This is a genomic window from Duganella sp. S19_KUP01_CR8 (assembly GCF_036688705.1).
Lineage (GTDB): Bacteria > Pseudomonadota > Gammaproteobacteria > Burkholderiales > Burkholderiaceae_D > Rugamonas.
In genome coordinates, this window is record NZ_JAQQPR010000009.1 from 183,330 (window position 1) to 197,830 (window position 14,501).

The window sequence follows — 14,501 nt, forward strand, 5'->3', positions numbered from 1 at the left end:
ACGGCCGCACTAGCGCGCAAATCAACGCCGGGGCCGCAATCAGTCGGCGGCCAGCATTTGCAGCGTGTGTTTCTGCTTGCGGAAATGGCGGTCGTAGGTGTGCAGGCCGACCAGCAGCGCCATGCAGCCCACGATGGTGCGGCGGCGCAACGGCTCATCCGGCGTGGATGGCTGGAATTTGTTTTGTGCAAAGGCGGGGGTGGCGAGCGCGATGCCCAGCAGGGCGGTGTAAACGTGTTTTTTCATTATTTTTCCCAATCATAGGTCTGTAGAGTGCGTCGAAAGTCCTGGACGGCGCTGAGACGGCGATTCATGGATTGGGAAATCGGCACGTGGCATATTAAAACATGGAGACCGGCAACTCGCGAATTGATTTTTGCTATGAAAACGGTTAATTGCGCGCCCCGTCTGCCCTTGGTTGTAGGAAACAGGCAGGCGGCCGGCAAAAAGCTTTATAATTCAGGGTTTTGATGATTTTTGCGGAGTAATAGATGCCGATCTACGCTTACCGCTGCGAGGCATGTGGTTTTGCCAAGGATGTCTTGCAGAAGATGTCCGACCCGCAGCTGACTGTTTGCCTGTCGTGTGGCAAAGAAACGTTTAAGAAACAATTGACCGCCGCCGGCTTCCAGTTGAAGGGTTCCGGCTGGTATGTGACCGATTTCCGTGGCGGCACGCCGCCGGCCACCGGCACCGCGACCGGACCGGCCGCGCCTGCTCCGACGGAGACGCCGGCGGCCGCGCCTGCCGCGCCCGCTTCCGGCACGAAGTCGGACTGAAGCACACCCACCCTAAGAGTAATCGATGCGTAAATATTTCATTACCGGCTTGCTGATCCTGGTGCCCCTGGCGATTACCGCCTGGGTGCTGAACCTGGTCATCAGCACCATGGACCAGTCCCTGCTGTTTGTGCCGGAACGCTGGCAGCCGCGTACCCTGATCGGCTTCGATATTCCCGGCCTGGGCACGGTGCTGACGATCCTGATCGTGTTCGTGACCGGCCTGTTGACCAACAACCTGGTCGGCAACTACGTGGTCAAGCTGTGGGAAAAACTGCTGACCCGCATTCCGGTCGTCAGCTCGCTGTATTCCAGCGTCAAGCAAGTGTCCGACACGCTGTTCTCGTCGTCCGGCAATGCCTTCCGCAAGGCGGTGCTGATTCCGTACCCGCACCAGAACTCGTGGACCATCGCCTTCCTGACCGGCACGCCCGGCGGCGACGTCAAGAACCACCTGGTGGGCGACTACGTCAGCGTCTACATCCCGACCACGCCGAATCCGACGTCGGGCTTTTTCCTGATGATGGCGCGCAAGGACGTGGTCGAGCTCGACATGTCCGTCGATGCGGCCCTGAAGTACATCGTTTCGATGGGCGTGGTGGCGCCGGAAGACGCGCCCAAGGCCATCGAGATCGCCAGCAAATAAAGATCTGAGTAATCAAGATTAATTGAGTAATTTAACCTGAACCGAGAAATAAACATGTCCTCAATGCGTACTCACTACTGCGGCCTCACCACTGAAGCGCTGCTTGGCCAAACTGTCAGCCTGTGCGGCTGGGTACATCGTCGCCGCGACCACGGTGGCGTGATCTTCATCGACCTGCGCGACCGCGAAGGCCTGGTGCAGATCGTGTGCAATCCGGAGCAGGCTGAAGTATTCAAGGCGGCCGAAGCCGTGCGTAACGAGTTCTGCCTGCGCGTGACCGGCGTGGTCAAGGACCGCCTGGCCGGCACCGTCAACGCCAACCTGGCGTCGGGCAAGATCGAAGTGGTCTGCTCGCAACTGGAAGTGCTGAACGCCTCCGTGGCCGTTCCATTCCAGCTGGACGACGACAACCTGTCCGAAACCACCCGCCTGACCCACCGCGTGCTGGACCTGCGTCGTCCACAGATGCAGAACAACCTGCGCCTGCGCTACAAGGTCACGATGGAAGTGCGCAAGTACCTCGACGACCTGGGTTTCATCGACATCGAAACCCCGATGCTGACCAAGTCGACCCCGGAAGGCGCGCGCGACTACCTGGTGCCGTCGCGCGTCAACGCCGGCAACTTCTTCGCGCTGCCGCAATCGCCGCAGCTGTTCAAGCAGCTGCTGATGGTCGCCAACTTCGACCGTTACTACCAGATCACCAAGTGCTTCCGCGACGAAGACTTGCGCGCCGACCGCCAGCCTGAATTCACCCAGATCGACTGCGAGACCTCGTTCCTGACCGAACAGGAAATCCGCGACCTGTTCGAAGACATGATCCGCAAGGTGTTCCGCAACACCATGAACGTCGAACTGCCTAACCCGTTCCCGGTGATGGACTTCGCCGAAGCCATGGGCAAATACGGTTCGGACAAGCCGGACATGCGCGTCAAGCTGTCGTTCACCGACCTGACCGAAGTGATGAAGGACGTCGACTTCAAGGTATTCTCCGGCGCCGCCAACATGCCTAACGGCCGTGTTGTGGGCCTGCGCGTACCGAAGGGCGGCGACATGCCACGTTCGGAAATCGACGCCTACACCCAGTTCGTCGCCATCTACGGCGCGCGCGGCCTGGCTTACATCAAGGTCAACGAGAAGGCCAAGGGCCGCGACGGTCTGCAATCGCCTATCGTCAAGAACCTGCACGACGCCGCGCTGGCCAAGGTGCTGGAACTGACCGGCGCCGAAGACGGCGACCTGATCTTCTTCGGTGCGGATAAAGCCAAGGTGGTCAACGATGCCATCGGCGCGCTGCGCGTCAAGATCGGCCATTCGGAATTCGGCAAGAAAGCCGGCCTGTTCGACGACGTCTGGGCGCCGCTGTGGGTGATCGACTTCCCGATGTTCGAATACGACGAAGAAGCCGACCGCTGGACCGCGACCCACCATCCGTTCACCGCGCCGAAAGACGGCCATGAAGACTGGCTGGAAACCAATCCGGGCGCCTGCATCGCCAAGGCCTACGACATGGTCCTGAACGGCTGGGAACTGGGCGGCGGTTCGATCCGTATCCACCGCGAGGAAGTACAGTCGAAAGTGTTCCGCGCGTTGAAGATCGACGCCGACGAAGCCCGCCTGAAGTTCGGCTTCCTGCTGGACGCGCTGCAATACGGCGCGCCGCCGCATGGTGGCCTGGCATTCGGCCTGGACCGTATCGTGACCCTGATGACCAAGTCCGATTCGATCCGCGACGTGATCGCCTTCCCGAAAACCCAGCGCGCCCAGTGCCTGCTGACCCAGGCGCCGTCGGAAGTGGACGAGAAGCAGTTGAAAGAACTGCATATCCGTCTGCGCGCGGCTGAGCCAAAAGTAGTCAGCTAATTGCAATGGAAAGGGCGCTTCGGCGCCTTTTCTTTTATCCGAACTATGAAGCCTTACAAGATTCCCGAGTCGGTGCTGGTGGTGATCCACACGGCCGACCTGCAAGTGCTGCTGATCGAACGCGCCGACCGGCCGGGTTACTGGCAATCGGTGACCGGTTCGCTGGACGCGCTCGACGAGCCGTTGCTGGACACCGCGCGCCGCGAGCTGTTCGAGGAAACCGGCATCGTCGCCGACGGCGAACGCATCGTGCTGCGCGACTGGCAGTTGTCCAACATCTACACGATCTATCCGGTGTGGCGCCACCGCTACGCGCCCGGCGTGACGGAAAATACCGAGCACGTCTTCAGCGTCGAAGTCCCGCGCGACATCGCCATCAAGCTGGCCCCGCGCGAGCACCTGAACCACGTCTGGCTGCCGTATCTGGAAGCGGCCGACAAATGCTTCTCCTCCTCCAACGCCGAAGCCGTGCTTCAGCTACCCCAGCAGATCCGCTAGCTTGTGTCGCCTCAAATGGCGACTAGCAGTCCCGACGCATACTCGGAAATCCGTATCGATTTCTGGAGCATGTCATGCCAGTGCTGTTGCGGTTCAAAGGCTACCGGTTCTATTTTTTTAGTCACGAGTTTGGTGAGCCTCCGCACGTCCACGTAGATAAGGATGGCAAGACCGCAAAATTCTGGATTGAAAGCCTGACCGTAGTGCGGAACAGGCGCTTTACGCCGCTTGAATTGCGTGAAATTGAGCGTATTATTTCTCGCTATCGTCTGGATTTCTTGAGGAGATGGAATGACTACTTTGACGATCCCTGATGAACGTATCAAAGGTGTCTCGTTCGATGCGGATTCACTCACTGTTGAGCTTATGGATGGGCGCCGCATCAGTACTCCTCTCGCCTGGTATCCTCGGTTGGCTAGCGCGACTCTTTTGGAGCTTGAGCGATGGGAAATCATCGGTGACGGTGATGGTTTGCATTGGGAGCAGTTTGACGAGGACTTGAGCGTTGAGGGAATGTTGCGAGGTTTTCCGGCAGCAGGTTTTCGAACCGGCGTTAAACGCTGAGCGCCAGCCGGCTGTATGTGCGGCGGCGTACGCCCGGATCCCGGACTCAGGGTTAGAATAGACGGATGAAAATCCGAGTCGCGACCTACAACATCCACAAAGGCGTATCCGCCATCCGCAGCGAGCCGCGGGTGCTGGCGCTCAAGCAGGCGATCGGCCTGTTCGACGCCGATGTGGTTTTTTTACAAGAGGTACAGGGCAAGCACGACCTGAACGCCGCCAAGTACGGCGCCGAACACTTCGGCCACAAGCACTGGCCCGCCGCAGCGCAGCACGAGTATTTCGCCGGCGAGTCGCGCCATGCCCACACCGCCTACGGCATGAACGCGATCTACGACCATGGCCACCACGGCAACGCGCTGCTGAGCGCCTTCCCGATCGCCAACCAGGCCAACCATGACGTCTCCGACCACGCCTACGAACAACGCGGCATCCTGCACTGCGTGCTGAACACGCCGCACGGCACGGTGCATTGCTATGTGGTGCACCTGGGCCTGTTCGAGGCGGGCCGCCGCCGCCAGACCCAGGCCTTGATCTCAGCCGTGCGCGCATCCGCGCCGGACGGCGAGCCGGTCATCATCGCCGGCGATTTCAACGATTGGCGCAACACCCTCAGCGGCGAACTGCGCAACGCGCTCGGCGTGGTCGAGGCCTTCGACCAGATCGGCTCCAACTCCGCGCTGGACGAGATCGTGCGCACCTTGCGCCGCAAATCCAGCATGAATTCGAGCATCAAGCCGGGCGTCAATCCGGCCCGCACCTTTCCGGCGGCGCTGCCGTTCTTCCGGCTGGACCGCATCTACGTGCGCGGCTTCAAGGTCGAGGCGGCCGAGGTGATGCACGGCAGCCTGTGGGCCAAGCTGTCCGACCACGCGCCCATCGTCGCCAGCCTGACGCTGGGCTGAACTATTTGCGGCCCAGCGTCGCGCTGTCGAGCTTGACGTCCAGGCCTTGCAGGCTGGCGTTCAGCATGGCGATATTGGTCTTGTTGGCCACCAGCTCCTTGAGCCGCGCTTCAAACGCGTCGAGATGGCGGGTGCACGGGCTGTACTTGGAGAAGGCGTAGTAGTTCTTGTCTTCCGCCAGGAAGGGGCGCATCGCCACGATCTGCGCGTTGCGGCCATGGCGGGCCAGCCAGGCCTCGCCGGTGAACAGGCCGCTCACGAAATAGTCGATGCGGCCCAGGCCCAGCTTGCGGAAATTGCTGTCCGCCGTGCCCGATTCCTCCAGCCGCAGATTGGCGGCGGCAAACTGCGAGAACTCCTGGCCGAAGGTATTGCCCAGCGCGATGCCGCCCTTGTGGCTGGCCAGGTCCTGCCAGGTGTTGAAGATGAAGGCGCGCTGGCGCGGCACAAACACCGCCACCGGATTGGGAAACGCCGGCGTGCGCACAAAATCCAGGTAGCGTTCGCGTTCGGGCTGGATTTTCAGCGTCGCCACCAGGTCGATCCTGCCGATCGAGGCGTTGGCCAGCACCCGCTTCCACGGGCCGACATAACGCACTTCATAAGGGATCTTCAGGTCGGCCAGGATACGGGTGGCGAGGTCGATGCTTGGCCCGCGCAACTCCTTGCCGTCGTACCAGTGCAGCGGCGGATAGTCGGGATCGGCGGACACCACCACTTTGGGGCAATCGGCCTGGAGCTCGGCGGCAGTGGCCTGGGCCCAGCACACTGCCAGCATCATCAGTAGACTACGGGTCGGCATCCGTCTTGCTCCAAGGAGGTTGCAATTTATTATAGACTCGTTTCCATGGAAGCGCCTTATTTCGGAACTCAAGGGTAGAATCCAGCTATGCGCACAGTAAATTTCATCGCCGACAATGAAGTCACCTTGCTCCACACGGGCACCGATTTCTTTCCGGCGCTGATAGCCGCGATCGACGCCGCCCGCTACGAGGTGTATTTCGAAACTTATATCTTTGCCGGCGACGACACCGGCACCGCGGTGCTGGCGGCGCTGAGCGGCGCCGCGCAGCGCGGCGTGCAGGTGCGCATGATCACCGACTGGTGGGGCACCGGCCGCCGCCAGATCAACAGCATGCATGCGAAGCTGGTCGCGGCCGGCGTCGAGCACCGCGTCTTCAATCCCTGGTTCAAGCGCGGCGTCACCCGCACCCACCGCAAGATCTGCGTGGTCGACCGCGAGCTCGCCTTCGTCGGCGGCATCAACATCAACGACGATATGTACTGCGATTACAACCACGCGATCAGCCTGTCGGCGCCGCGCTGGGATTTCGCGGTGCAGGTGCGCGGGCCGCTGGTGGCCGCCATCCAGCTGGAGGCGCTGACCCAGTGGCGCCGCCTGGGCAAGCTGGGCATCATCAAGCGGATCGGCCTGTTCCGCGACATGCGCAAGGTGAACAAGATCGCCCGCGAAAACATGGTGGAGGCCGGCTTCGTGGTGCGCGACAATCTGCGCAACCGCAGGACGATACAGCGCGCCTACATGCACGCGCTGGGACGCGCGCGCAAGAGCGTGCTGCTGGCCAATCCGTATTTCGCGCCGGGCGCCAGGTTCCGCCACGCGCTGGCGGCGGCGGCCCAGCGTGGGGTCGAGGTCACGCTGCTGATCGGCGTCGGCGAGATCTGGCTGCAGGACGCGGTCGCGCATTCCTTCTACCCGAAGCTGCTTGCGGCCGGCGTCAAAGTGGTGGAATATCACAAGACCCAGTTACACGCCAAGGTGGCGGTGATCGACGACGACTGGGCCACCGTGGGCTCCAGCAATGTGGATGGCTTGAGCCTGTTTTTAAACCAGGAAGCGAACGTGGTGATCAAGGATGCGGTCTTCGCGCAAAACCTGCGCCAGCACATCGAGGCCGCCATCGCCGACGGCGTGGTGGTCAATTACGCCGACTTCGAGCATGTCGGCCGCTTCCGCCGCGTCGGCTACGAGATCGCGTTTTTCGCGTACAAGCTGGCGATGCGGATCTTCGCAGTGGGGAAATACGCTTGAGCGATAGTGTCAGACTGGATAAATGGCTGTGGGCCGCGCGCTTCTTCAAAACCCGTTCGCTGGCCACCGAGGCGGTCGATAGCGGCAAGGTCAAGCTCGACGGCGACAAGGTCAAACCGGCGCGCGCGGTGCGCGTCGGCGACACCCTGGACATCGACAACGGCTCCGACCGCTGGGAGGTGGACGTGATGAACCTGTCCGACGTGCGGGCGGCGGCGCCGATCGCCCGCAACCTGTACGAGGAAACCGACGCCAGCGTCGCGCGCCGCGCCACCGTGGCCGAGCAGCGCAAGATGTTCCGCGAACCGAGCGCGGATTTCAAAGGGCGGCCGACCAAGCGCGACCGCCGTCAACTGGGCAAGGCCAGCGATTACGATTGATCCGCCGGCGCCGGCCGCGCTTGCAGGCGCGCCAGGCACAGCACGCACAGCAGCGCGAACACGGCGCCGCTGAGCAGGGTCAGCCGATAGTCGTGGCCGGACAGGTCGAGCACCGGCCCCTGCACGCCGCTGACCAGGATATTGCCCAGCACGACCATCAAGTCCTTGCTTGAGTTGTACTGCACGAACCGGGCCTTGGGAAACAGCGCCATCGGCATCGACGCCGCCGCCGTGAACCACGCGCCTGACACCACCACATGCGCCAGATAGAACCACGGGAAGGCGGCCGCGTTGCCCAGGCTCAGGTAGCCGAGCGCGGCGGCGCAGCAGTACAACGCCATGATGCGGCTCGACACCCGCAGCGCGCCGTAGTGGTCGACCAGCCAGCCGATGCCGAAGGCGGACGCGATGGAGACGGCGTAGCCATACGCTGTCAGCGTGCCCAGCGTCGCCTTCGGGATGCCGGACAGGTGGGCGTAGTACTGGTAAAACGTGTTGAACGGACTGAAGGTGACGCTGGCCAGCATGAAGGCCGCCACCGCCCACAGGAAGGGGCGGTGCGCGAAGCATGCCAGCACGTGGGCGCGCGGCATGGCCAGCGCGCGCCAGCCGCCGGGGCGCAGGCCGCCGGGCGCAGCGCCGCAGGCCGGCTCGTCTACCATCAAACACACCAGCAGCAGCGCCAGGCCGAACACCAGGCCGATGGCGACCAGGATCTGGCCCAGGTACTGGTCGGTCAGCGCGAACACCCAGGTGTTGAAGGCGATGCCGACGCCCAGCCCGACGATGCGGAAGGCGGCGTAGAAGCGTCCCAGCAAACCCTGCGGCACGACATCGTTGACCAGGCCGGTGAACAGCGACACGGCGCTGATGCCGGCGCATTCGAAGATGGTCCAGAACAGGCTGAACGTCGCCAGGTTGCACAGCCGGCGTCCCGGCGACAGCGTGCCCAGCGCGGCGTCGGCCAGCGCCCCCAGCGCCGGCGAGCAGGCCAGGCCCAGCATGGCGGCGCAGCCGACCGGCGCCACCACCAGCAGGAACGGCCGGCGCCGGCCCCAGCGGCTGCGCAGGCGGTCCGAATGGTAGCCGAGCAAGGGCACCAGCAGCACGCTCAGCAGGGCGGGCACGGTCGACATCAGCAGCGAGGTGGTGGTGTCGGAGGCGCCGTTGCGGCGCAGCAGCTCCAGCCCGCTGGGCAGCGCGGCCCGCTCGCGGATCGAGATCGCCAGGTCGCCCACCAACAGCCAGAACAGCACCGCCAGCAAGCCGGCCGAGGCGAAGCCCCAGGCGGCGCGTTTGCCGCCGGCGCGCGGACCGGCCACGGCGCCGTCGCCGTCCATCAGCCAGGCCGGCGCAGCGGCCCGGTCGAGCTGCGCAGCACCAGGTTCATCGGGAAGCCGATGCGCTTGGCCTGCTTGTCGCCGCCCTCTATCAACGCCAGCAATTCGCCGACGGCGCGCGTCGCCATGTCGGCGTTGGGCTGGCGCATCGTGGTCAGCGGCGGATGGACGAAGCTGGACGTTGAGATATCGTCGAAGCCGATCACCGAGATATCGTCCGGCACCTTCAGGCCACGGCTGTGGATGGCGTCGATGGCGCCGAATCCGGTCTCATCGTTGGCGGCGAAGATCGCGGTGGGCGGCACGGCCAGCGACAGCAGTTGTTCAGCGGCCGCATAGCCGCCCGTCTGCGAGAAATTGCCGTCCACCGCCAGCGCCGGATCGGGCGTCACGCCGGCCGCCAGCAGCGCGTCGTTATAGCCCTTGAGGCGCTCGGCGCCCTGGCCGGTGCCGGCCGTGCCGCCGATGAAGGCGATGCGGCGGTGGCCCAGCGACAGCAGGTGCTCGACCGCCGTGCGGGCGCCGATGCGGTTTTCCACCACCACCACCGGCAAGTTCATCGGACGCGCTTCGAAGCCGACGAACACGCAGGGCAGGGGCTGGCGCTCGACCACGTCGAGGTAGCCGTCGGCCGCGTTCGGCAGCAGCAGCACCAGGCCGGCGCACAGCTGGCTCAGCATGGCGCAGGTTTCGGTGCGGCTGGGCAGGTCGAAGCGTTCGGCGTTGAACAGCAGGATGTCGTAACCCTGGCGCCGCGCCTCGTCGCTGATGGCCTTGGTGATCTCGTGCAGCACCAGCGAGCCGTAGTGGTTGACGAACACGCCGATCAATTTGCTTTTGTCGCCGCGCATGCGGCGCGCCAGCATGTCGGGCGTGTAGTTCAGCTGCGCGGCCGCCGCCAGCACGCGCGTGCGCGCCGCCTCGGATACGTAGCCGTTGCCCCGGATTGCGCGCGAAGCGGTGATCGGCGAGACCCCGGCGATTTTCGCGACTTCACTGAGTTTGCTTGCTTTTGCCATGTGGTCACGATACCACATTCGGCAGAAAAACTGCATATTTGCCAGCCTTTGCGGAAAAATTAAGTTGTACGATGAGTTCGATGGGTGGTAACGTGACCATATGCGAAATGCCAAAAAATCAGGCAGCAGCGCGACGCGCTTTTAGGGAGACACCGGCGCGGCGTGAAAAAAACTACACAGTGAACTTTAGATTGTTGCATACAACAACGGGGGAAATAATGCGTAAAAAACTACTCGCTTCTCTGCTGCCGCTGGCGCTGGCGGCTGCCTACGGGGCGGACGCCGCCGCGCAGGATACTGCGGCAACCGCCGCACCTGCCGCGCCGGCGGAGGGCGCTGCCGAACCGACCACGGTGGTGGTCACCGGCTTCCGCTCCAGCCTGCAAAAAGCCTTGAACCTGAAACAGCAGGCCATCGGCGTGCGCGATTCCATCGTGGCCGAGGACATCGGCAAATTCCCCGAGGCGAATATCGCCGAATCGCTGCAACGGGTGCCCGGCATCATCCTCAACCGCGACGAAAGCTCGGGCGAAGGCCAGCGCATCTCGATCCGCGGCCTGCCGACCGAGTACTCGGTGACCACGCTCAACGGCGCGCCGGTCAACACCACCTCCACCAGCACCATCGGCAGCGCGGCGCGCGGCTTCAACTACGACGTGTTCGCGTCGGAACTGTTTGGCCGGGTCGATTTCTACAAGTCGCCGCTGGCCGAGCTCAGCGAAGGCGGCCTGGGCGGCGTGGTCGACCTGCAAACCCCGCGTCCGTTCGACAATCCCAAGCGCACCATCCGCTACGCGCTGACCGAGTCGTACAACACCATGTCCAAGCATGCCGACCCGATGGGCTTCGCGCTGTTTTCCAACACCTGGGGCCACTGGGGCTTCCTGGCCGGCGTCTCGCATTCGTCCAGCACCAACAACCGCTCCGGCTTCGAGGCCACCGGCGGCTACAACAGCTCGGCGCGCGGCAGCCAGAGTCCGGTCAAGGGCAACTTCGCGATGCAGCTCGACTACGACGATCCGCGCGCCAACCTCGGCGGCTACAGCCGCAGCCAGATCGATAATGCGCTGCTGCCGCGCATCTACCGTTTCTACGGCTCGGCCAATGAGCGCACCCGCGACGGCCTGGTGTCGTCGCTGCAATACAAGACCGCCGACCTGAACCTGAGCCTGGACGTGCTGGGCTCCAAGCTGACCAACAGCCGCGACGAGATGTACATGGGCCTGTTGATCCGCAACAGCAAGACCACCAACCGCGCCGCGCCGGCCGGCCAGACCGGCCACAGCGGCCTGGTGCCGCTGAACGTGCAGATCGATCCGGCCTCCAATCTGCTGACCGGCACCTTCGGCAACACCTCGTACAGCAGCGGCGTCACCTACAGCGAAGACGAGACCAAGTTCGGCTATGCGGCGCTGAACGGCCGCTGGGCCGCCAGCGACAAGCTGGTGCTGACCGGCCAGCTGAGCGGCAACAACAGCAACGCCGTCAGCTACCAGGACACCTTGTCGGGCCAGATCTTCGGCGTCGACTCCACCATCGGCTATGGTTCCGACCACGTCTATCCATCGCTGTCGTCCACCGCCAGCTACACCGATGTGAACAACTACCAGGGCTTCGGCATCGGCACTACCTGGACCCGGGAAACCGACAAGGGCAAGCAGGGCCGGCTGGTGGCGGACTGGGACTACAACCTGCCCGGCGACTGGACCGGCCACCTGAAGACCGGCCTGGTGTATGTGGAAACCACCAAGGGCATCGCCAAGCGCAACGGCACCAGCGCCGCCACCGCCAAGCTCAACGGACTGGGCAACGCCGGCATGCGCGGCCTGATGACCACCACGCTGCCGGTCGACAATCTGGACATGGGCGCCGGCTGGCCGCACGCCTGGGGCACGTTCACCCGCGCCGCCACCTTCTCGACCTTCGATCCGCTGGCCTACAACTCGGAAGCGACCTTCACGCCGGCGCAGAGTTTTGGCGCGACGGAAAAAGTCTCGACCGGTTTCATCCAGTCCGACTTCAAGGGCATGGTCGGCGGCCACGAGCTGCGCTTTAATGCCGGCGTGCGCTACTCGCGCACCGAAACCGATATCGACAACTTCAAACAGCAGGGCGCCAGCCTGGTCTACGCCGCCAACCACGAGCAAGGCACTTACAGCAATGTGCTGCCGGCCTTCAGCGCGGCGCTGGACCTGACGGACAGCCTGATGTGGCGCGCCTCGTGGGGCAAGACCGTGAGCCGGGCTTCGCTGTCGATCATCGCGGCGCAGACCGTCATCCCCAACCCGTTCGACAACTCGGCCACCGCCGGCAACGCCAGCCTGAAGCCGCAGCAGTCGAAGAACCTGGACACCAGCCTGGAGTGGTACTTCCAGCCGGGCAGCTTGCTGTCGGGCGCCGTGTTCAAGAAGAAGCTGACCGACGCCACCGTGGCCAACACCACCAACACCACCTTCGGCGCGCTGGGCTTGCCGGACACGGCGCTGGGCGCGATCTTCCAGGACGCCAATGGCCGCGTCGACCCGAGCCTGCCGATGACCTTGCGCAGCTACACCAACGCCGGCGAGCAGACGCTGAAGGGTTACGAGCTGTCCTACCAGCAGGCGTTCACCTTCCTGCCGGAACCGTTCAAGGGCCTGGGGGCGCTGGCCAGCTACACCCACATCGATCCGTTCAACAGCGCCAAGTGGATCACCAACGCCGGCCAGGAGATCGCGGTCAACTCGGTGCCCAAGTATGCCTACAGCACCACCGCCTATTATGAACGGGGACCGCTGGCGCTGCGCATGTCCTACAACTACAAGGGCCGCTCGCTGCATCCGGACAATCCGCGCAACCTGGGCGACGACCTGATCCGCTGGCGCGCGGGACGGGGCTACCTGGACGCCAACATCAGCTATAAGATCAACGAGCAGCTGGAGTTGCGCATCGACGGCATGAACCTGTCCAACACGCTGGCCTTCGATTACTTCGAGGACGCCAGCGGCCAGTACGGTAGCGGCAAGAAAACGCGGATGGACTACGCCAAGTATGACGGCCGTACCGTCAAGGTTGGGCTGCGTGGCAAGTTCTAAGCATCTGCTACTGCTGCTGGCCTGCGTGGTCTGCGCAGCGCGGGCCGGCGCCGCCGGTCCCGTGCGCGTGGTCGACGTCGCGCCGGGCTGGGCCAACAATTCGGTCAACGCCGTGGTGTTCCGCAAGAACTCGCTGGTGTCGGACGGCGATACGCAGTACATCGCCTTCTATGACAAGGATGCGGTCGTGGTGCTGGGCAAGCGCAAGCTGGGGACCACGCGCTGGACCCTGCGCCGCACGCAGTATCGCGGCAACGCGGCCGATGCGCACAACAGCATCAGCATCATGGTCGACGGCGCCCACACCCTGCACCTGGCGTGGGACGTGCACAACCAGCGCCTGCGTTATGCGCGCGGCACGCAGCCCGGCGGACTGGAGCTGACGGCGGAAACGGCGATGCTGGGGCGCGACGAGGAGTCGGCCAGTTATCCCGAGTTCTTCCGCTGCCCGGACGGCGGCCTGCTGTTCCTCTACCGCGACGGCGGCTCCGGCCACGGCAACCTGGTGATGAACCGCTACGACGTGGCGAGCGCCAGCTGGACCCGGCTGCACAGCAATCTGATCGGCGGGGAAGGGCAGCGCAGCGCCTACTGGCAGGCGTTCGTCGATCATGCCGGCACCATCCACCTGTCATGGGTGTGGCGCGAATCGCCGGACGTGGCCAGCAACCACGACATGGCCTACGCCCGCTCGCGCGACGGCGGCCTGACGTGGGAGCGCAGCAGCGGCGAGCGTTATGTGTTGCCGATCACCGCCGACAGCGCGGAGTACGCGGCGCGCATCCCGCAGAACAGCGAGCTGATCAACCAGACCTCGATGGCGGCCGGCGTCGATGGCCAGCCGGTGATCGCCAGCTACTGGCGCGCGGCCGGCTCGGCGGTACCGCAGTACCACCTGCTGTACCGCGACGGCGGCGCATGGCGGCAGCTGGACCTGGATTTTCGCCGCACGCCGTTTTCGCTGAGCGGCCTGGGCACCAAGGCGATACCGGTGTCGCGGCCGCAGATCATGGTGGACGGTAATCGCAACGGCCGTCGCGCCTTGCTGCTGTTCCGCGACGCCGAGCGCGGCAACAAGGTGTCGGTGGCCAGCATCGCCGATCTGCACCGGCCGCGCTGGACCGTGCGCGACTTGGGCGAGGCCCCGGTGGGCGCATGGGAGCCGTCGTTCGATACGGAACTGTGGAAACGTCGCGGCGAGCTGCACCTGTTCGTGCAGGACGTGCGGCAGCTGGACGGCGAGGGCGCGTCCGCCGGCGCGTCGTCGCCGGTGCAAGTGTGGCAGTGGAAGCCTTGATGTGGTTGACAGTGCACTCCAGACCGGGTCCCCTTCATGGTTCCCGGGTGTTTATGCCGAAGGCGGCCCGCCTGCGCCTTCGG

Annotated in this window: 15 protein-coding genes; 11 read left to right on the forward strand and 4 right to left on the reverse strand. The window is 64.1% G+C overall.

What is annotated here, in order from left to right; genetic code table 11:
• Positions 1-39 precede the first annotated feature (39 nt).
• Positions 40-246 carry a hypothetical protein gene (locus tag V6M89_RS11760; RefSeq protein WP_332853336.1) on the reverse strand — a complete coding sequence of 69 codons (207 nt, stop codon included), beginning with the start codon at positions 244-246 and terminating at the stop codon, positions 40-42.
• A 245-nt stretch (positions 247-491) separates the two neighbouring features.
• Between V6M89_RS11760 and V6M89_RS11765 the strand changes: the two genes are divergently transcribed.
• From V6M89_RS11765 to V6M89_RS11795, 7 genes are all read left to right on the forward strand, one after another.
• A complete protein-coding gene (locus V6M89_RS11765; protein ID WP_332853337.1) occupies positions 492-779 on the forward strand; it encodes an FmdB family zinc ribbon protein in 288 nt (95 codons plus the stop codon).
• Positions 780-804: 25 nt separating this feature from the next.
• Positions 805-1,425 carry a DUF502 domain-containing protein gene (locus V6M89_RS11770; protein ID WP_332853338.1) on the forward strand — a complete coding sequence of 207 codons (621 nt, stop codon included), beginning with the start codon at positions 805-807 and terminating at the stop codon, positions 1,423-1,425.
• Positions 1,426-1,488: 63 nt separating this feature from the next.
• Entirely contained in the window at positions 1,489-3,288 is a 1,800-nt protein-coding gene (aspS, locus tag V6M89_RS11775; RefSeq protein ID WP_332853363.1) for an aspartate--tRNA ligase, read from the forward strand.
• A gap of 45 nt (positions 3,289-3,333) precedes the next feature.
• A complete protein-coding gene (gene nudB, locus V6M89_RS11780) occupies positions 3,334-3,786 on the forward strand; it encodes a dihydroneopterin triphosphate diphosphatase (protein WP_332853339.1) in 453 nt (150 codons plus the stop codon).
• A 74-nt stretch (positions 3,787-3,860) separates the two neighbouring features.
• Positions 3,861-4,100 carry a DUF4160 domain-containing protein gene (locus V6M89_RS11785; protein WP_116992716.1) on the forward strand — a complete coding sequence of 80 codons (240 nt, stop codon included), beginning with the start codon at positions 3,861-3,863 and terminating at the stop codon, positions 4,098-4,100.
• Entirely contained in the window at positions 4,078-4,350 is a 273-nt protein-coding gene (locus V6M89_RS11790) for a DUF2442 domain-containing protein (RefSeq protein WP_332853340.1), read from the forward strand. The genes V6M89_RS11785 and V6M89_RS11790 overlap by 23 nt, the downstream gene beginning before the upstream one ends.
• A gap of 65 nt (positions 4,351-4,415) precedes the next feature.
• Positions 4,416-5,255, forward strand: a complete 840-nt coding sequence (locus V6M89_RS11795; RefSeq protein WP_332853341.1) for an endonuclease/exonuclease/phosphatase family protein — start codon at positions 4,416-4,418, stop codon at positions 5,253-5,255.
• Position 5,256: 1 nt separating this feature from the next.
• Here the strand turns inward: V6M89_RS11795 and V6M89_RS11800 are convergent, their stop codons facing one another.
• Positions 5,257-6,057: a substrate-binding periplasmic protein gene (locus V6M89_RS11800; RefSeq protein WP_332853342.1), complete on the reverse strand. Its 801-nt coding sequence runs from the start codon at positions 6,055-6,057 to the stop codon at positions 5,257-5,259.
• 87 nt (positions 6,058-6,144) lie between these two features.
• Here V6M89_RS11800 and clsB point away from each other — a divergent pair, with 87 nt between their 5' ends.
• On the forward strand, positions 6,145-7,308 hold the full coding sequence (clsB, locus tag V6M89_RS11805; RefSeq protein WP_332853343.1) for a cardiolipin synthase ClsB: 1,164 nt from the start codon (positions 6,145-6,147) through the stop codon (positions 7,306-7,308).
• Positions 7,305-7,688, forward strand: coding sequence for an RNA-binding S4 domain-containing protein (locus V6M89_RS11810; RefSeq protein ID WP_332853344.1), 384 nt, complete (start codon positions 7,305-7,307; stop codon positions 7,686-7,688). Before clsB ends, V6M89_RS11810 begins: the two co-directional genes overlap by 4 nt.
• Here V6M89_RS11810 and V6M89_RS11815 read toward each other — a convergent pair.
• Together V6M89_RS11815 and V6M89_RS11820 are read right to left on the reverse strand one after the other, a co-directional pair.
• A complete protein-coding gene (locus V6M89_RS11815) occupies positions 7,679-9,028 on the reverse strand; it encodes an MFS transporter (RefSeq protein ID WP_332853345.1) in 1,350 nt (449 codons plus the stop codon). The genes V6M89_RS11810 and V6M89_RS11815 overlap by 10 nt on opposite strands.
• Positions 9,028-10,047 carry a LacI family DNA-binding transcriptional regulator gene (locus V6M89_RS11820; protein WP_332853346.1) on the reverse strand — a complete coding sequence of 340 codons (1,020 nt, stop codon included), beginning with the start codon at positions 10,045-10,047 and terminating at the stop codon, positions 9,028-9,030. Before V6M89_RS11820 ends, V6M89_RS11815 begins: the two co-directional genes overlap by 1 nt.
• 218 nt (positions 10,048-10,265) lie before the next feature.
• Between V6M89_RS11820 and V6M89_RS11825 the strand changes: the two genes are divergently transcribed.
• Positions 10,266-13,121, forward strand: a complete 2,856-nt coding sequence (locus tag V6M89_RS11825; protein WP_332853347.1) for a TonB-dependent receptor — start codon at positions 10,266-10,268, stop codon at positions 13,119-13,121.
• On the forward strand, positions 13,108-14,418 hold the full coding sequence (locus V6M89_RS11830; protein WP_332853348.1) for a BNR repeat-containing protein: 1,311 nt from the start codon (positions 13,108-13,110) through the stop codon (positions 14,416-14,418). The genes V6M89_RS11825 and V6M89_RS11830 overlap by 14 nt, the downstream gene beginning before the upstream one ends.
• Positions 14,419-14,501 lie beyond the last annotated feature (83 nt).